Source organism: Paenibacillus tabacirhizosphaerae (assembly GCF_040812395.1).
Lineage (GTDB): Bacteria > Bacillota > Bacilli > Paenibacillales > NBRC-103111 > Paenibacillus_E.
On sequence record NZ_JBFNXH010000029.1, the window covers coordinates 1 to 18,789 of the forward strand.

Consider the following 18,789-nt stretch of genomic DNA (forward strand, 5'->3'; position numbering starts at 1 on the left):
TATTAGGCACGCCGCCAGCGTTCGTCCTGAGCCAGGATCAAACTCTCCAAAAAGGTAAACCTTATTGAAAGCTGAATAGCTCAATTGACTTGCTAGCGAGATTTGCATCTCTTTTTGTCGATCGCTCGACTTGCTGATTGTTTCATCCATTTGTTCAGTTTTCAAGGAGCTTTATTGCGTTACCGTTTAAAGCGTTAATGCATCGCTCTTGCGGTGACAAGAACATATATTATCAGGTTTTAAAATGAAATGCAAGCGACTTTCTGCATCCATTATCTTACATCCCCAAAATCCGCATGAATAAAGGGTTTAGCAGTATTTTTTGGCCTATGACCATTCATAAAAAAGAAGGACGCTATCTACCATTTTTCATAGCGATAGGTCCTTTATGACTAAAGTTCACGAACCAAACTACGCTTCTCCCAGTAAACGCAGCAGTTCTTGCTCATCTTCAATAATCCGAATGCCTAGATCCTGCGCCTTCGTCAGCTTGCTGCCCGCGCTTTCCCCTGCGATGACGATGTCCGTTTTCTTGGAGACGCTACCGGTGATTTTCGCTCCGAGCGCTTCTAGCTTTTTCGCACAATCATCACGCCCCATAGTACTGAGGGTGCCGGTGAGAACAATTGTTTTGCCGAAGAAAGGGTTATCCGGACTTGCTTGGACCATCGCTGGCTTTTCAGTGACCGGGTTCACGCCCGCTTCGAGCATGCGCTCAATGCTGGACACCATAATGGGATCGCGGAAGAACGTATAGATGCTATCCGCCACAATGCCGCCTACATCAGGCAGCGTAATAAGTTCCTCAGGCGTAGCCTCCATAAGCTTAGCTAAGCTGCGGTAATGATCGGCGAGTACTTTGGTCGTCGTTTTCCCCGAGTTCGGGATGCCCAGGGCATTGAGGAATGAAGCCAGGTCGCGGGATTTGCTTTTTTCCAGTGCATCCAGAAGGTTCCGCGCTTTCTTCTCGCCGAAGCGTTCGAGCTTAACGAGGTCCTCGAATTTCAATGTATACAAATCAGCAGGGTCGCGGACATCCAGTTCTTGATGCAGCTGAGATGCCGTCATTTCGCTGAAAAATTCAATATCCATCGCGTCACGCGAAGCAAAATGCGCCATACGGCCAACCAGCTGCGGACTGCAGCCAAGACGATTCAAGCAGAACAGATGCGCACCGCGCATTTCAAGTTCGCTGCCGCAGGAGGGGCAATGCGTTGGGTAGACGATTTCCTCGCCGTCGTTATCCTCGGTGACTTTGCCTAATATTTCGGGAATCACATCGTTGGAACGACGAATGAAGACGAGACTGCCTAAGGCATGCTTAAGATTTTTGCGTTCGATGTCTCCGATGTTATTTAACGTACAATTCTGTACGGTCACTCCCGCTAGGTCAACGGCTTCAACACGGGCTAATGGCGTAATTTTGCCTGTGCGACCCACTTCCCAGGAAACGCTTTGGAGTATGGTTGTTGCTTCTTCCGCCTCGAATTTGTAGGCAACTGCCCAGCGCGGGAACTTCTCCGTGTAGCCAAGCGCTTCCCTAGTGCGCATATCGGTCAGCTTCACAACGCTTCCATCGATCAAAAAGTCGAAGCTTTTGCGCTCTTCCGCAATTCGCTCCAGCTCGGCGGCGACGTCTTCCATGTTCGAAAAGTACCGTGTACGGTCACTCACTTTAAAGTGATTGTCGCGCAGGAACTGAATCATATCCGCATGCGTGGCAAACTGAACATCATCGGAATAACCGACATTATAGAAGAAAGCATTCAGCTTGCGCTCTGCGGTCACTTTGGGATTCAAGTTGCGCAATGCTCCGGCTGCTGCATTTCGCGCGTTCTTGAGCGGCTCTGCGGCCGTCTGGTTGTACGCTTCCAGCACAGAAAGGAACATCATGCCCTCTCCTTGCACTTCAATCGTCCCTTGATCATACGGAATCTCAAGCGGAATGGACTTGATCGTCTTAATTTGCGCTAAAATGCCTTCTCCGACAGTGCCATTGCCACGAGTCGAAGCCTGAACGAGCTGGCCCTGTTCGTAGGTCAGATTGAGGGTCAGTCCATCAAACTTCAGTTCTACTACATAGGATGGATCGGGCAGCGGTTGATCAGGATTTTTGCTATTATAGTCGGCTATTAGTTTCAGCACACGCGTGTGCCAAGCTTGCAAATCATCGGCGTTCTGCGCCTTGTCTAGGCTCCATAAGCGGGCCAAGTGCCGATGCGGTTCAAAACCTTTGAGGATATCCCCACCCACTCGTTGCGTGGGCGAAGAAGGCAGGGTAACCCCTGTCTCCTGTTCCAGCGCGATCAGTTTATCGTAAAGCGCATCCCACTCCTTATCGGAAATGGTTGGCTTATCTAGTGTGTAATAGTTACGGTTATGCTCATTGATTTCCTGGATGAGGTTTTTCATTGCCGTGATGGCATCTGTCATTACGGGCTCTTCCTCTCTATTGGGGGGTATACGATCAAGATTGTTTCGTAATCGGCGCGAATTTCGCTAGCAGGCGCTTAAGTCCGACAGGCGCCGGAAAAGCAATTTGCAGCTCGGTGTCGTCACCCGAGCCTTTGACGGACACGACGGTGCCGATGCCCCATTTGCCATGCGCCACTTTGTCGCTGGCTTTGTAGTCCGGCACCGCGCCGCCTGCGGCAGGCTGCGGAGCCCGGAACGCAGGCGGCTTCGCAGCGGCTGCGGAGCTTGGCGCAGCCGCGCTCGCTCCCGTCCTTCCGAAGGAGGACGGGGTGCCCCAAGCGGACGAGCCGGCGGAGCCGCGGCCCGCTGAGCTGCCAGCGGCGCTGCTGCCGCTGCTGCCCCACGAGCTGGTGCGCCCAGCTCGGGAGAAGCCACCGCCGCCGCCCATCGAGACATTCTCCAGGAGTTCCTGCGGAATCTCCTGCAGGAATCTCGATGGCGCGTTGGCGGCGGTGCGGCCGAAGAGCGTGCGCATGCGGGCGCACGTGAGGAAGAGCTCTTGCTCGGCGCGCGTGATGCCTACATAGGCCAAACGGCGCTCCTCTTCCAGCTCTTCATTGTCGGAAAAAGCACGGCTGTGAGGGAAGACGCCTTCTTCCATCCCGATGATGAAAACAACAGGGAATTCGAGACCTTTGGCGCTGTGCATCGTCATCAGAACGACAGCATCTTTCTCGTCCTCATCCTTTTCCTTATCCAAGGTATCGATGTCCGCAATCAGCGCGAGATCGGTAAGGAACGAGATGAGGGATTTGTCCTCGTTGCGTTTCTCGAAGTCCATCGTCACCGACAGAAACTCTTCAATATTTTCAAGACGCGCCTTCGATTCGATCGTGTTCTCACGCTGCATCTCAAGCCTGTACTGCGACATCTCCAGGATTTTCTCTGTAAGCTCGGTTACCGATAAGTATTCAACCATCCGGTTGAGATTATCAATCATTTCCCGGAAATCAGCCAGGGCGTGCTTCGCCTTCGTATTGATTTCCAGTGCATCGACTTCTTCCAGCATCGCGTAAAGTGAGATGCCTCTGCGTCCTGCCATGTCCGCCACTTTATCCATGGTTGTGTCGCCAATGCCCCGCTTTGGCACGTTGACAATTCGATTCAAGCTGATGTCGTCGTCCGGATTCGAAATGAGCCGTAAGTAAGCTAGTATGTCCTTGATCTCTTTACGATCATAGAACTTCACGCCGCCGACGATCGTATAAGGAATATCGGATTTGATCAAAATTTCCTCAATGACCCGAGACTGCGCATTGGTCCGATACAGAATTGCGTGATCGGCGAACTTTTTCCCCTTTGACTTATTCTTATTGATTTCACCCGTAACAAAGTAACCTTCCTCATGCTCGGAGTCCGCTTGGTACAGCTTGATCGCACTGCCGCCTTCTTTATCGGTCCACAGATTCTTCGGCTTGCGGCCCGTGTTGTTCCCAATGACTTTATTCGCCGCCTGCAGGATGTTCGAGGTGGAGCGGTAGTTTTGTTCTAGCAAAATAGCCGTTGCGTTGGGGTAATCCTTTTCAAAGTTGAGGATGTTCGTGATATCCGCGCCGCGCCAGCGGTAAATGGACTGGTCGCTATCGCCGACAACGCAAATGCGCTTGTGTTTATCTGCAATCATCTGGCACAGCATGTACTGCGCGCGGTTCGTATCCTGATACTCATCGACATGGATATATTGAAATTTATTTTGATAAAAGTCCAGTACCTCAGGCACTTCTTTAAATAGATGAATCGTTGCCATAATTAGATCGTCAAAATCGAGCGAATTGTTGCTTCTCAGTTTTTTTTGATAGAGGGCGTAAATCTTGGCTGTGAGACCATCAAAATAATCGCCAATTTTGTTCTCAAATTGCTGAGGGGTGACAAGCTCATTCTTCGCTGTTGAAATTGCGGCTTGAAACGCTTTTGGTTCGAATTTCTTGGTGTCGATATTCAGTTCTTTGCAGCACGCTTTAATGACCGAAAGTTGGTCGCCGGAATCCAGAATCGTAAAATTCGATGTGAACCCGATTCGATTAATATCCCTGCGTAAAATCCGCACGCACATGGAGTGAAACGTGGATACCCAAATATCCGACCCGCTTCCGCCAACGAGCTTGCCTACGCGTTCCTGCATCTCGCGCGCCGCTTTATTCGTAAACGTGAGCGCCAAAATGCTCCAGGGCGCCGCTTTACGCGTCCCGATCAAGTACGCAATGCGGTGCGTAAGCACTCGGGTTTTACCACTCCCCGCTCCAGCCATAATGAGAAGAGGTCCGTCTACGGCTTCTACCGCTTTGCGCTGCGGAGGATTCAGTCTTTTGATCGCATCCAATATGTTAACTGTTTCGTTCATATGCTACCTTCCTGTTCTATCAAAGTTCACGGTCTGGAGCGCTTGCTCCAGATCACTATATATGATGTTGCCAACTACAATCGTGTCTGCGGCCTCAGCAGCCTGCTGAGCTCTATCTAAGCTGTCGATGCCTCCGCCATAAATCAGCCGGGCATTCTCCAGCACATTGCGTGTACGGCGCACCAGTTCCATATCACCGAAGACGCCGCTATATTCTAAATAGACAATCGGCATATGGAATAGCTTGTCCGCCATCCGCGCATACGCCGTTACATCTTTCATTTCCAAATTTGTACGGGCTTTCGTCAGCTGTGCGGCTGCCGCTTCCCCGTTTAATATGATATAACCTTCCGTTATAATTTCGTCCCAATTCATAATCGCCCCGTATTCCTTCAACGCTTCATGGTGGTGTCCAACGATCCAGCTCGGATCATTCGCGTTCAGCACCACAGGAATCAGGAACAAATCAAACCCGGGTACGATGGCTTCTTGATTGGAAATTTCCAATACACAAGGCAATTCGTACTGGCGAACCCGCGACAGAAGATCCACCGTATTGTCAAAAGTCACACCTGTCGAACCCCCGACCATGATCGCATCCGTCCCGGACTGACACAACCGATCCAGCGCTTCATCCGAAATTTCCCGATCTGGGTCAAGCTTAAATACATGCTTCCACTTGCTTATATCGACGATCAATGGTTTCCCTCCGATTAAGCGGCAATTACGCCATACTACCACCAGTCTATGCTAACGGATTCGGGTGTGTCAAATGACAAAAGACGGGCTAAATGCCCGCCTTTTTGCATATTGCGCTTATATGATCGTGTAAAGATAATATAATGCGTTCATCCTTCCATTTAAGAACAATTGTTCCCTTATCGTTGATTCAGCTTGCCTTTTTAGCCAAATTATACCCACGAATTATCCTTACGTATAATATTCATTCCTTATTTAAGCTGGTATTGTGGTTTATATAGGAACGAGTTACCTTCCCCCTCTTATTTCTCCGCAACACAGCCTCAGAACCTTGTTCACACCCACCAAGCAAGAAGCCGGGACACTCAATTGGCTTGAGGTCTCGGCTTTCATTTCATCTTATATGGATAGGAAGCTTACTTGACTTCAATATTGAAAATCTTCTCTACATGGACATCAGTATGATCATTCTGCTGAAGTTCAAGCTTGATTTCATGCTTGCCCGCGGCCAGATTGGTCAATGTCAGGGGTCCTGTCTTGCTGATCATCGCTTTCTGCTTCCCGTCCACGTACAAATGGAGATGCCCTTCACCCTGCACGTTTTTCTGGTTCATATGATCAGTAGAAAGCTGGAAATTGTTAGTCTTATACGTAATAGTGACATTCCGCCCATCCGGGACTAGCTCCGCATCAATCGAAGGTTTCGTGCCGGCCGGTACGGTTTTCACACTGCTTTCCGTGTGCGTCTGAGCCACAGTCGTAGTTATTTTGGACCCGGTACCAGGCCCGCTTCCAAGTTCATCCTTGGAACCGCAAGCTGTTGTCACCGCACTCAAAACGATTAAAGAAGCTGCACCGTATATCCACGTTTTTTTCATCAGCGTTTACACCCTTTTCCCATAAGTTTGGACATCCTTAGTTCCTTATATATGACTGACAAGCTGGTTCCATACCATGATTATGGTGAAAAGGGGACAAAATAAAAATGAAGGCAAAAAGACGTCCGAGAGCCAAAGGCTGTTCGTGGACGTCTTTATCTGATCTGAAGCTACCCGTAGGGTTAGAAGCTGTACTTGCTTCCCTCGTTGTATTTGCTCCCATAAGAGCTTTCTCCCTGCGTATATGCGCTCTGTCCGCTTGTTTGGCCACGGGAGGGCACACTGGCATTCATTGATCTGCCCGTCAATCCTGATGTTTCCGAAGCGGACAAGGCCGTCGAAGTGTATTTATTCACCGTGCTTCCGGAGGAAATACCGCTTGTTCCATAATCCGATGCTGCATAGCCTTGGGACTGACCATAGCTTTGCTCTTGGAAGCTCTGCCCTTGCGGAGAGCTGTAGGCATGCTGCTGATTGTGTGCGTTATGCGTGTTGTACGTAGATGGCGTAAATCCCTGATTATAAACGGCATTCGGGAATGTCGTTGCGTTAACGGTTTGTGCCGGTTGGAAAGAGACCTGCTGCAAAGCCGCAATCTGGTTCTGGCTCTGCACCTGCTGATAGGATGGTTGAGACAGCGAATGATTGGGCTGCTGGTAGATAGCGCTGTTGTTCGCCGAGCTCAGATTCTGCTGTACAAAAGTTTGCAGCTTGGCCGCCGTTTGGGTTTGTTTCTGCAGCTCCTGTTGAATCTGCTGCTGTGCAGCAGGTGGGATTTCATAGCCGCCCAGCTTCTGGATTTCCTGGAAAACGATCGCTTGATCCTGCAAAGTTTTCTGTACCAGGGACTGGAAGGTAGTGCGAATCTGAGGATTCGCTGCCTCCAAGGCCGCTGTCGTATATTCACGGGCCGTTCGCTTTAATTCGGAAAGAACAAAATTAGCCAAGTCCTCATCCTGTAAATGAACTTGGTGCTGATTGGAATTAAACTGATTTTGATTTTGCTGATACATGATTTCATTCACCTCCTGGACGCTCGTTTTAATGGGTAATGCCGGATTGCTGCTGCAGGGTGTTTATCAGCGTACTGATATTATGCAGACGCTCCTGAGAAAGCTGAGACAATGTTTGCTTCAAAGATGAACTTTGGCATTGGTCAGCGCCCTGCACGCAAAGCTTTGTGAGCAATTCCTCGTTTTTCAGCGAGTCTGTTATGTAGGCAAGTTCTTTGCCAGAGACTGATTGATTGCCTTGATTATGCATGTGTTGGTGATCCTCCTTTCCATTGTTAGCGTTATGTTTCCCAAAATATCCCGTTTTATGTATGAAGAGAATAATAGAAAAAAAGACCGTGCCCCTACAGCTGTGATGCTGTGGGAAACGGTCTTTTCTTCTAAGAGGCTGGCTGCGCTGGCTTGCCAGCATAAGCATCCGCCATCTTTTGCACATCTGCGGCCTGGAGCATATATGCCCATTCGCTGCCTTGTTTCACCAGCCATAGCTGGTCTCCACTCAGCTTTCCTTCATAACTCTCGGTGGAATCCTTCCCATCAGCAGACAGGATAAGCTCTACTTTCAGCTCACCGCCAGCCGTTGGTTGCTGGGCTGAAGGTTTAGGAAGCTGCGTGGTATGCAGAAAGGTCAACTCATCCAGAAGCGGACTCGCTTCGGCGCCCTTGAGCTCCTTGTCGCCTAGCTTCCAGCTTGCTTCCGAAGTCACTTTGTCCTTATCCGTCTTCGTTAAGGACCACGACTGCCCCTTCCAAGTCACCTTAACGCTCTGCACCTTATCGTTATCGAACAAGAAGGCGCTTGTTTGCGCGAAATCGACAGGGGTTTTGTTTAGCGCAGATAAAGATTGGTCGCTCACCTGATACACAGCTGGAGCCCCCTCAACCATCACATACGAGAAGCCTTGGATTGGAAGCTCGCCGCCGACTTGGAGCCCTTTTTTGGACCCGTCTTTCAACGTGACCTCATACGTTTGAGCCGGTTGATCCAACCCGTATTTGGCCAGGTCTGTTGTTTGCTCCTCGACCACCTTCTCTTGGTTCACAAGGCCAAGGGAACCCAGCCAACTATCAACCAGATTCATGTTCGTAGGCGCAGCAGCAGGCTGCTTCATCTCCCAACCACTCCCGCTGCGGGCAAGCTCGATCTGCCCGCCGGCTGAATGCACGCTGAAAGACTGCACGTCCTCTTGTTTAATCGTAAGGAGGGCTTTCGGTTCCTCTTTCTTCTCTCGGAAGAAGTCCTTGCTGGAAGCGTACCAGAAGCCTCCGATGCAAATGACCACTAGCAGAATGGTAGGAATAAACCGTTTCATCCCCTTCTCCTCCTCCACCAAATCAGTCCGCCAATAATCAGGAACAAGAGCGGGAAGAACACAATCGTAACAAAGAAAATGGTATTCGCTTGGCTTGGCGTAATCATGGCTTGCTGGAACGCATCCCCTTGACGAGGGCGAATCGTAACTTGATCCTTCTGCTCCTGCAGCCAACCAATGCTGTTCAGCGCGAAATCTTTATTCCCTTGATTTTGAATATCTTCATCCAACACGAACGTCGAGCCGCCCAAAATGATGGCCTTCGGCTTATTATCCTTGCCCTGAACGGCGTATCCCAAATTCAAAGGACCTTTCACATCGGTGGCATCCTGTTTGGTCTTGGATTGCGCCAACAGGTTGATATCCGTTTCGCCGTAAGCCTTATCGGATGTCTTGAGCAGCAGTGATTTCGTCCAATCGCTTGTCGCTTCATCCGCATTCAAACTGACAGCAAGAGAAAGCATCGTAACCAGATTGTTGCTGGACAGTTTATTCGTAATGTCGTGAGAACCGTACTCCGGAATAATTGTCAGCGGATCGTAGAGCGCCGTTTGTTTAGCCTCAATAGCAACCGCATGCTGATCTTGAATACCGAACGTGTTCATGATAGCATCGATATTTTTCCACTTGGTTGCCATATCTTTATTGAAGCCCAAGGCGATGTAGATCTTGCCTTTATCTTTCAAATACGCATTGATCAGCTCAGCTTCTTTATCATTCAGATCATTTTGTGGTCCGAGCAGCATCAGCATTTGCGCATCATCCGGTATTTTGCCTTCGCGATACAGGTTGAGGTCTTTGACTACATAGTTAGCGCCTTCCAGACTGCTTTTCAAAATCGTCAATGCTGTAAGCGGGTATTCCTGATGGCCCGACAACAGATAGACCGTATGTTTCTGGGTGGAAGTCAGGCTTGTAATGGCCTGTGTAAACTTCTCTTCCCCTGTAAACGTATAGGAGCCATCTTGCTGACCGTTAAACAATTCGTAGAAATTCACGCTTTGCTTCTTATCGCCCAATTCAAAAATGAGCGTTCCACCTTGATCCACGCCATACTGCTTCGCCATCGAAGGCTGCTTCAGCATATCATACGAATCGAATGTGATTTTGCCGCTTTGCTTCTTATATTCAGCCACCATATCCGTCACCTGACGGGTGATGAAATCACTGGAGCTGTCCGTTGCATTCGTAAATGCGATGATATGAATGTCTTGATTCAGGCTTTTGAGTGCTGTTACCGTCTGTTCGGAGAGCGTAAAGCTCTTGTTTTTCGTCAAATCAAGCTGAAAGCCCTTCAGAGAATGAAGGAAGATCGTCAGAATGATGAAAATCCCGATAACGGCGATGGATAAAACTGTCGCATTGGTTCCCCGTATCCACTTGTTCATTCCGCTCACCTCCAACGCTTTCTTTCAAGGACTTGTATGCTAAGAACGAGAAATACCGCAGCTAATGTGATGTAAAAGACGATGTCCCCGCCATGCAGGACGCCTTTTTGCAAGTTCGTCATATGGCTCGTCAGCGAAAACTGCCCCACCCATTCCTTTAACTTGCCGTCAAAGCTGCCGCTAAGCCAGTCAAGCAGCCAGAGAAGCAGCAAAATAACAAAACCTGCGATACCGCCAACCATCTGGTTATTCGTCAGGCTGGAGGCGAATAGGCCAATCGCCATCATCGCACAGCCCAGCAGGAACATGCTGAGATACGACAGCCACATCACTGGCTTATCCAAAGTTCCGAAAGCTGACATAATCAGCGGGTAAATCAAGCTAATCGCCACTAAACCTACCTGCACGACCAATGTGGACAAGTATTTGCCCAAAATGATTTCGCCAATACCCGCAGGCGAGGTGAGCAGCAGCTCGTCTGTCCCTTGGCGGAACTCATCCGCCACAAGCCGCATCGTCAATAGCGGAATGATGAACAAGTACACGAACGTGGTGTTCCCTACAACCGAGCGCGCATCCACAATCGGCGGCTGGCCGTTGACGAAGTTGACATAGAAGAAGAAGCTCGACAGCAGCACGTAAAAAGCAAACGCCACATAGGCAATTGGCGAGTAGAAGTACATTTGCAGCTCTTTGGAGCAAATGGCCCAAATTCTACGCATCGGCGACCACCCCCTCAGCTGGTGTGGAGTCGTCTTCCGTGCGCTCATCTGTCGTCAATTTGAGGAAGATGTCCTCCAGGCTAAGACTCTCCCGCTTCATCTCGAGAATCGGGTAGCCCGCTTCCGCGAGGCGGAAGAATAAGGCTTCGCGGATATCGGAACGATCCGCGGAGGTGACGAGCAGCTTCACGGAAGAAGCTGGCGTGCTGGCGTTGTCGGCGGCGTCAGGTTCGCCGCCGTTGTTGTCTTCAACAGCAGTTGCGACTGCTGTTGGGAGTTCCTCCGGCGCTGCTTCGGCGCCGAGCTCTTTCACGGCTGCGACGCCTTCCAGCGCGCGCAGCTCGGCCACGATCCGCTCGCGAGGTCCCTTGACCTCGAGCGATACCTCGAACGTCTCGCCCATCGTACGGCCGAGCTGTTCCGGGCGCTCGTCCAGGACGACGCGCCCTTGGTTAATGATGAGAACGCGGTTGCAGATCGCGTTAATTTCAGGCAAAATGTGCGTGCTCAGCAGCACCGTATGATTCTCGCCCAGCTCGTGGATGAGCTGGCGGATCTCAATGATCTGCTTCGGATCGAGTCCCGAAGTGGGCTCGTCCAGGATAAGCAGATCCGGCTTGTGCAGAATCGCCTGCGCTAAGCCCAGGCGCTGCTTGTAGCCTTTGGACAAGGAGCGGATGACTTGCTTCTCGCGCCCTTGAAGCCCTAATTTGCCAATAGCTTCCTCTACGCGAAGCTTCTGCTCACGGGCAGGCACATCGCGTAAATTAGCAATAAAGCGCAAATACGACTGCACAGTCATCTCCGGATAGAGCGGAGGTGTTTCCGGCAAATAGCCGATCTTACGTCTAGCTTGTTTCGGATGATCCGCCATCGACAGCCCGTCTATAAATATTTGTCCGCGTGTCGGATTCAGATACCCCGTAATCATTCGCATCGTTGTCGTTTTGCCAGCACCGTTCGGCCCCAAGAAGCCGACGATTTCGCCGCGCTGCATCGAAAAATCGATGTTATGCACGCCACGCTCATTTTCATACAGCTTGCTGACCTGTTTGACCTCAAGCATCCAAGATCCTCCATTCATACATTCGTTCATATAAACCATCATCACTATACCCGTGCAACAATAAACCAACCTTAAGCGAATCTGAAAGAAAGATTAAAAAAATGTGTCTAATTTGTGAACGAAAAGGTGTGTGACTGCTGATGGGATTAGCGTATGAAGTTAATTGGGCAGTGGAGTAGTCTAGTTGGTGAGTTGGTGAGTTGGTGAGTTATTGAGTTATTGAGTTATTGAGTTATTGAGTTATTGAGTTATTGAGTAATCGAGTGAGTGATTGAGTAATCGAGTAATTAAGTGATCGAGCAATCTAGCAATGTCTATAATACAAAGCCAGCGCATGCTGCCTTAAGAAAGATGAATTTTCCTAGCAAAGAGCTCGGTAATGAATGCCCAGAGACCAGATTAGATGGAAAATATCCAGCTAATGGATATGCCTGGCTGCTTGTTCGACTATGTAACTGGAGAACCTCCCGTTAAATCAGCTAGTTTCGGCAGATCACTTAATAAATGACCGATTTATAGGGAGGTTTTCCAGTTAAATGTAAAGTTGGTGATAGAACACTCCAATTAACTGGAGGTTTTCCTTTTAAACTTAGCAAAAGACTATATTCGGCTCAGTGATACACTTTGATAGGCTTCAGCTGGCTTAAGAAGCTGAAGCAGAGTTGAAGCAGTTTTGAAGCAGCCATGGAGTAATGTCAGACGATGCGTACGGTGAAGATTTGAATCTATCGATGAGTCAATAAATAATTAAAGTGACGCATCGAGCCTTGAGCTGAAAGCCTAAAAAGAATACTGATTCCAAAAAAAGAAACAAAAAACCTCTACAACCACAAAAGCAGTCGTAGAGGTTCTTCTCATAAAACAGGCCAACACTATTTCACAAGCTGACCACGCGTAACGCCAAGCTGGTTAGTCGCTTTCAGCGATTTCCACACTTGTGTTCCACTGATCTCCCCGCGAATTGCACGGCGGTACAAGCTAATGATTTCCTGTACCTTATCTGGCGTTTCTTCCAGGAATTCAACACGGAACGAGCGGATGCCCAGATCCATGAAGTGGCTCAAATACTCGGCGCCAGACTGATCAACAGCATTATAAACCGTATTCCGGCAGCCTTCATCCACGCGAACGGGATGCGACATGCCCACGCGATCTTGCAAGGACACGTGATGCTCCTCGCACGGACGTCCGCAGTTGGTGTAGTTCGTGCCTTCGCTCAAGAAGGTGCAGTACACGCAGTGTTCGGTATGGAACATTGGCATGTGCTGATGGATGACGACCTCCATCTTGGAGCCTTCCGCGCGACGCAGCAAGTCGACCATTTGCTGAATGTTCAAATCGTACGAAGGCGTCACTTTCGAAAGACCCGCTTCCAAGAACAAGGCGGCTGTTTTGTGGTTGGCGATATTGAGGGAGAAATCGCCGATTAGCTGCGGCATGTTCACGTTCGGATTTTCCCACTGTTGCTTCAAGAAGTAGTAGGCCGCGCCCGTATTGCGTACCAAAACAGCATCGGGTGCCAGCTTCAATATATTGTTAAAATAGCCTGTTTCCCCCGGCATGTGAATGCGCGGCGTCACGAGGGCGATCTTGCGGCCAGCTGCGTGAACGGCTTCTACAGCCGCAGGGAACTGCTTAATAAATTCGAAATCGGCGTAGATGAAATCGACGTCGGTCTCCAGCACGGCCTTCACCTGCTCCAGGTTGCGGCAAAGCGCTGTAAGCTGCACCTCTTCGGATGCATCATGAGCGGAAAGCTGCGGCGCATCATCGTATGCACCGACGCTGCGTTTCTGATACGAGCGCGGCTTCTGCCGCTCGTCTTCCATCAGCTCAACAGCCATGCGGCGCATGCTGTTGAGCTCGCGCATCGGCACGATCAGCTCGCCGCCCAGCTGGACATCCAGCTGGCTAAGCGCATAAATCGTGCCGCCGAGACGACCGAACTGCTCCTGAAAGAGCTGTTCGTCCATCGGGCGCTTTTCCGCGCGAACCAACGGGAGCTCGGACTGAACGAAGACGGTATGGCCGCCTTGGACATCCGTCCACCAGCTTTTCAAAGGCTCACCCTCCACGCCGCTGACTTTCACGCTGACCGGAAATGTCCGGTACGGCTTGTCAGTCTCGTACGTCTGGCGCAACCGCTTGTCGAGGTGCGGATCATTCGTCTTCCAGATGCGGTCGCCGACATGCAGCCTCGACAAATTCACATCATTCCGTCCGGGAATGATTTCGATGATGCCGCCCTCGGCCTCGCCTTCGAGCTTTTCACCTTTGCGGCGCAAATCGTAGATGCGTCCGCCCTCTTCCTTCTTCGTCGGATCGCCAGCGTCGAAAACAATGCCGTCCCCGCGCTTCAGCGGCGCTTCCAGCTCACATACGACCCCATCGCGCAAAATCTGCTTCACGCGGCCGACAAACACCCCGCGGCTCTTCGGATACGTACCCTCGACGAGCTGCTTATTGTTGGTGCCGTTCAGGAAGCCAACCGTGAACCCGCGCGAGAAGCTTTGCTCTAGCTCGCGAAGCTCTTCCTTCGTCGGGCGGGGATTCTCCCCGTCGAAATACCGGTCGATAGCGCGGCGATATTTGCTCACCACGTTAGCGACATATTCAGGACTCTTCAGCCGGCCCTCGATTTTAAACGAGGTCACGCCCGCTTCAATCAGCTCAGGCACAAGCTCCAGCGCCGCTAAATCCTTTGGCGACAGCAAATAAGCAATATCGCCCATCGGCTTCTCCACACCGTCAATCATAAGATCGTATGGAAGGCGGCAAGCTTGCGCGCACTCCCCGCGATTGGCCGAACGCCCGCCCCACATTTCGGAAGTCAGACATTGACCCGAATAGGAGACGCACAGCGCGCCATGCACGAATACTTCCATCGGAAGCTTCGCTTGATCGCCGATCTGCTTGATTTGCTTCAAGTTGTTTTCGCGTCCCAATACGACCCGTTCAATATCGAATGGCTTCGTGAATTCAACAGCCTCCGGCGACGTAATCGTCATTTGCGTAGAACCGTGAATCGGGAAATCCGGCGAGATTTCGCGAATCATCTTCACAAGACCCAAATCTTGTACAATTACCGCATCGACGCCGGCATCCACACAAGCCTCGATCAGCTGCTTCGCCTCGTTCAGCTCCTCCTCAAACACAAGGATGTTGAAAGTCAGGAAACCCTTCACACCATATAGATGAAGAAACGACATAATCTCAGGCAATTCACTCATTGTAAAATTATGAGCCCGCGCACGGGCATTAAACTTCTCGACACCAAAAAAAACGGCATCCGCGCCGTTGGCAACAGCTGCCCTCAGGCAATCCCAATCCCCCGCAGGGGCCAATAATTCTATATCTTCTCTGCGTATCGTACGCATGGCAGCAAATCCTTTCACACCTCAAGTCTTCTCTTTAGTGTAACAGAAAGGGAGGCACAGAAGCTAGGTCTTAAGCCTGCTTAAATGCGTTAAGACAGCTTCCGCGGTTGATGGCGCTTGCCTAGGAAATTACTGGGCGAGACGTTTCGCCGAGATGTCATTTTCCGACATCCCTTATTTATTTCCAAACGTTGGATGCAGCCCGCACAAGGCTTTAAAAGTTAACAAATACCCTTATGAATGCTATAATGGCAAGGATAGTAACCACTATAACAATTGAGGGATATCATTGGTTTTGTCGAAATTTCGTTATGTAAAGCTGCTTATTGCCATCGCAGTTGGCATTATCATTCTTATTTCTTTACTATTCTTCCTACCTAAAGTAGACAGAACGAAGCTCCTCTATGCGACGAGCGGAGACACCTATGATCCGGCAGCCTACGGAAATTTCAAAATGACCTTGCAGGCCGGCGTTCAGATCGACCGGCAAAACCTGCATCATTTATCATCACGGCAATTGCATCAGTTTGACGCGATTTATCTAGACCCTGCACTTAGCGAAGATGCGGACTGGTCCAAGCAGGTCACCCCGCTCATGAATTACGTGAAGCAAGGCGGGCATTTGCTGTTGGAGAACAACTTCGCCGCCAGCTTCCCGCCTGAATTTCTTGGCGCCTCACAGGTCGTTGACCTGAAAACAGCGTCAACAGCAAAGGCTGCTGGATCGCCGAATTTCGGCTTTCCGCAGGTTTCACCCAATGTACAAGGGATTCAGCAGACTTTTCAGTTGTTTAGTGAAACCTATTTCAAACACAATACACTAGACAGCCTACCGGGCTTTAATTGGGGATATGGTTTCAATCCATCCTCCGCCCAAACTATTGTCACCTTGAATCAGCAAGCGATTAGTATCGTAAATCAAGTTGACAAAGGCACTGTGCTGATTAGCAGCAATTTCTTGCCGAATCGGTACTTCCCGACAGGCTATGATATGCAAAGCGGGATGGATCCGAAGATGGGCTTTGCCCAGCTCGCCGACAAGTACAAGGCCGAGAGCAAACCCATCGCCGGAACGACTTACTTCAATAAAAGGGATTTGCCGCTAGAGCCCTATTTCAACTTCGCCTTCGCCGCAGCGAACACGCAGTATCGTAGTGAGCTGCTTGCTTACGTCTCGAAAGAGTCGCTTGGCTACAGTGTTAAAAAGGTGCTTGGTCCCTACGGTCGGCCGGCCATGGCATTTCAAAACCATTTCGAAGCCATGCCCGCGATCCAGCAAAAAGACGGCATTGCTTGGGCTGAACTCCTGAAGAAGTACGACGAAATTCCGTCGTTCACCCTCGTGCGGAATGCCTTTTATTGGGGGCAATGGCGCGAGAGCGTGACCGTGCAGTTGAACAATGGAACCAACGCGCAGCCGAAGTTCATCGGAGAGCTGCCGGGCTCCGGCTACGCGAGCGGGCTGCATGTCATGGCTGACGGCAAGCCTTTGCGTCAGGCCTTGTTCCCGCAGTATCGCGATCTGGCGAGCGCGATCGAGCTGCCCTACCGCGCGTACCCAGCCGCGGCAGACCTGAACGGCGACGGCCGCACGGACCTGCTGGCCGGCAGCGCAGACGGATTCGTGTATATCTACACGAATCTAGGGGCGAAGGCAGAGGCTTACGCAAGCGAGCCGCTGCCTGAGGGCTTGGCGCCGCCGGACACGTTCGGCGCGCCGGAGAAGCTGCTGCTGGAGTCGGGTGCCCCGCTCCAGCTTGGCCCTTACAGCACCGTTCACGCATCAGACGTGAACGGTGACGGACGGCCGGACCTTATCGTCTCCGACGAGTCCGGCTCGGTATGGCAGCTGCCGCAGCTCGCGGGCGGCAAGTTCAGCAAGCCCGCGGCTGTGCTCGCGGGCGGGAAGCCGCTGCAGCTGCCCGGAGGGCCTGCAGCGGGGGCTGTCGCCGATATAGATGGCGACGGGAAGCTCGATCTTGTCCTAGGCGGAGCCGACGGACGTATCTGGCTCTACAAGGGCCGCAGCGCGAAGGCCCTTGAGCTCGCACAGGGCAGCGTGATCGCTTCGCTGCCTAACAGAGGCACGCACGCCGCGCCAGCGGTGCGTGACATGAACGGCGATGGCCGACCGGACATCGTGGTCGGCGGCAGCGACGGGGACCTGCGGGTGTTCATCCAAGAAACCGCAGGCGCTTGGTCGGATGCAGGCCCTATCGAGGGCACAACCCTGAACCAGGTTGGCAATCGCGCCCTGGTAGCCGGTCACTACTCGGTCCCGTTGTGGCTGGACATCAACCGCGACGGCGCCGACGATCTGATTGTCGGCGGTATCGAATTCGGGTCTCCCGTTGCGATCGACGATCCGCAGTTCCCCTATCCGGAACAACTGAAGGCCTTCATTCAATACGCCAATGATAACCATCTGGATCTCAATCCGCATATTTTTGTACATAACTTCAAAAGCGCCAAGCAAGAGCAGACGGAGATCTCCCTGCAAAAGCAAGCGTTCGACAAGCTCGGCATCCCTTGGCTGCATCCAGGCACGAATCAGCATACCTGGCGCCTGAATAACGAGGAACGCCAGCAAACGCTGCGCAGCGAGCAGCAGCAAGGCCTGTGGTACAATTTCGGATTCCTGGCGCCTGATTCGCCTGTCATTGCCCGACCGGACGCGATCTGGTCGCTTCCGTTCCTGCTTCAATCTCCAGACGGATCTGCCGGACAGACGATGATGATACATACGCCTACTCCGGTTTTAAGATCGGGCGATTATGCGACGACCGACATTTACGAGTCCATGGTGAAATTAGATATGCCGATTGATTATTTCGAGCACATCGAGTACCATTTTCCGGTACCCGCGAAAATCGCTGATTTATCCGAATTCGCCGATTACTTCAATAAGCTTCGCATGAAGCATGATTATAATTTTATGACCGAAACCCAAATGGCTAAATCTTTCTTGACGGCGATGAAGAGCGATATCACGATCAGCCAATCCTGGGGGCAGTATTTATGGGACAAGTTCAAAGACCGAATAGCTCGCCGCAGCCCGCATTGGCATGCGACTCTGACGCCAAATGCGAGTAAAGTCCCTGATTTGGCTAACGAGTACAAGAACACACTCGGTGTTGTCATTGAGAAAGGCGAACGGTTCGCCCTTTATTCCCTGCAAAGCGATTCCGACATCTACACGGTTCAAAACAATCGCTTCTATATCGGCCTTTCCAAGCCAGTTGCTGTTGGTATTGGCCCAAGCCAAGATCGTTTCCATGTTATACGGGCTAATGTACCGTTCACCCTGGCGAACAAAGGCGACAAGGTGTTGGTCGAATTCCAATCAGCCGGCTTGCAGCAAATCAAGCTCTACAGTCCGACTGCTTTAACCCTTGAAGGCACAGATGCCAGAATAGACTTCGACGCTCAGACGCACCAATATACAATCACCCGTTATGGGGATGTCACCACTCTCACTTTCACGAAGGCGCAGACACCTTGATCCTCGCCTTCCTTT

At 51.0% G+C, this 18,789-nt stretch carries 12 protein-coding genes; 1 reads left to right on the forward strand and 11 read right to left on the reverse strand.

Annotated features, from left to right (window positions below; genetic code table 11):
• Window positions 1–411 precede the first annotated feature (411 nt).
• The 11 genes from ligA to ABRS97_RS26860 all read right to left on the reverse strand — a co-directional run bounded on the left by ligA (window position 412) and on the right by ABRS97_RS26860 (window position 15,272).
• Window positions 412–2,433 carry an NAD-dependent DNA ligase LigA gene (gene ligA, locus ABRS97_RS26810; RefSeq protein WP_367819106.1) on the reverse strand — a complete coding sequence of 674 codons (2,022 nt, stop codon included), beginning with the start codon at window positions 2,431–2,433 and terminating at the stop codon, window positions 412–414.
• A 34-nt stretch (window positions 2,434–2,467) separates the two neighbouring features.
• Complete coding sequence (pcrA, locus tag ABRS97_RS26815; protein WP_367819108.1) at window positions 2,468–4,816, reverse strand: DNA helicase PcrA; 2,349 nt, start codon at window positions 4,814–4,816, stop codon at window positions 2,468–2,470.
• A gap of 3 nt (window positions 4,817–4,819) precedes the next feature.
• Window positions 4,820–5,515: a heptaprenylglyceryl phosphate synthase gene (gene pcrB / locus ABRS97_RS26820; protein WP_367819110.1), complete on the reverse strand. Its 696-nt coding sequence runs from the start codon at window positions 5,513–5,515 to the stop codon at window positions 4,820–4,822.
• 416 nt (window positions 5,516–5,931) lie between these two features.
• Window positions 5,932–6,393, reverse strand: coding sequence for a hypothetical protein (locus ABRS97_RS26825; protein WP_367819111.1), 462 nt, complete (start codon window positions 6,391–6,393; stop codon window positions 5,932–5,934).
• A gap of 182 nt (window positions 6,394–6,575) precedes the next feature.
• Window positions 6,576–7,406, reverse strand: a complete 831-nt coding sequence (locus tag ABRS97_RS26830) for a spore coat protein (RefSeq protein WP_367819113.1) — start codon at window positions 7,404–7,406, stop codon at window positions 6,576–6,578.
• A 28-nt stretch (window positions 7,407–7,434) separates the two neighbouring features.
• Complete coding sequence (locus ABRS97_RS26835) at window positions 7,435–7,656, reverse strand: hypothetical protein (protein WP_367819115.1); 222 nt, start codon at window positions 7,654–7,656, stop codon at window positions 7,435–7,437.
• A 130-nt stretch (window positions 7,657–7,786) separates the two neighbouring features.
• The gene (locus ABRS97_RS26840) at window positions 7,787–8,719 is read right to left on the reverse strand and encodes a DUF4340 domain-containing protein (protein WP_367819116.1); all 933 of its coding nucleotides are present in this window, start codon (window positions 8,717–8,719) and stop codon (window positions 7,787–7,789) included.
• Window positions 8,716–10,107: a GldG family protein gene (locus ABRS97_RS26845; RefSeq protein WP_367819118.1), complete on the reverse strand. Its 1,392-nt coding sequence runs from the start codon at window positions 10,105–10,107 to the stop codon at window positions 8,716–8,718. The genes ABRS97_RS26840 and ABRS97_RS26845 overlap by 4 nt, the downstream gene beginning before the upstream one ends.
• 5 nt (window positions 10,108–10,112) lie before the next feature.
• Window positions 10,113–10,829 (reverse strand): ABC transporter permease subunit, encoded by a 717-nt coding sequence (locus ABRS97_RS26850; RefSeq protein WP_367819120.1) that lies wholly within the window; start codon window positions 10,827–10,829, stop codon window positions 10,113–10,115.
• Window positions 10,822–11,895, reverse strand: a complete 1,074-nt coding sequence (locus ABRS97_RS26855) for an ABC transporter ATP-binding protein (protein WP_367819121.1) — start codon at window positions 11,893–11,895, stop codon at window positions 10,822–10,824. The genes ABRS97_RS26850 and ABRS97_RS26855 overlap by 8 nt, the downstream gene beginning before the upstream one ends.
• A gap of 872 nt (window positions 11,896–12,767) precedes the next feature.
• On the reverse strand, window positions 12,768–15,272 hold the full coding sequence (locus ABRS97_RS26860) for a U32 family peptidase (RefSeq protein ID WP_367819123.1): 2,505 nt from the start codon (window positions 15,270–15,272) through the stop codon (window positions 12,768–12,770).
• A 295-nt stretch (window positions 15,273–15,567) separates the two neighbouring features.
• Between ABRS97_RS26860 and ABRS97_RS26865 the strand changes: the two genes are divergently transcribed.
• Window positions 15,568–18,774, forward strand: coding sequence for an FG-GAP repeat domain-containing protein (locus ABRS97_RS26865; RefSeq protein ID WP_367819125.1), 3,207 nt, complete (start codon window positions 15,568–15,570; stop codon window positions 18,772–18,774).
• Window positions 18,775–18,789 lie beyond the last annotated feature (15 nt).